Genomic DNA, 559 nt, shown 5'->3' on the forward strand with positions numbered 1-559 from the left:
GGTGCTTGCGTGGCTTCCATTTCCATCAGATGTCCTTCCTGCTCCGCTACTGAAGGCGTGGTGCGTAACGGCAAAAGCACTGCCGGACATCAGCGCTATCTCTGCTCTCATTGCCGTAAAACATGGCAACTACAGTTCACTTACACCGCCTCTCAGCCCGGTACGCACCAGACAATCATTGATATGGCCATGAATGGCGTCGGATGTCGCGCCAGTGCACGCATTATGGGCATTGGCCTCAACACGGTTTTACGTCACTTAAAAAACTCAGGCCGCAGTCGGTAACCTCGCGCATACAACCGGGCAGTGATGTGATTGTCTGCGCTGAAATGGACGAACAGTGGGGCTACGTCGGTGCTAAATCACGTCAGCGCTGGCTGTTTTACGCGTATGACAGGATACGGAGGACGGTTGTGGCGCACGTCTTCGGTGAACGCACTCTGGCCACACTGGAGCGTCTTCTGAGCCTGCTGTCGGCCTTTGAGGTCGTGGTATGGATGACGGATGGCTGGCCGCTGTACGAATCACGCCTGAAGGGAAAGCTGCACGTTATCAGCAA

At 55.3% G+C, this 559-nt stretch carries 1 pseudogene; it reads left to right on the plus strand.

Features of this window, described 5'->3' with window-relative positions:
- Nucleotides 1–9: 9 nt before the first annotated feature.
- Nucleotides 10–559 (plus strand): annotated as a pseudogene (locus HA43_RS18510) (IS1 family transposase); the annotation flags it as partial.

The organism is Pantoea eucrina, from assembly GCF_002095385.1.
GTDB lineage: Bacteria > Pseudomonadota > Gammaproteobacteria > Enterobacterales > Enterobacteriaceae > Pantoea > Pantoea eucrina.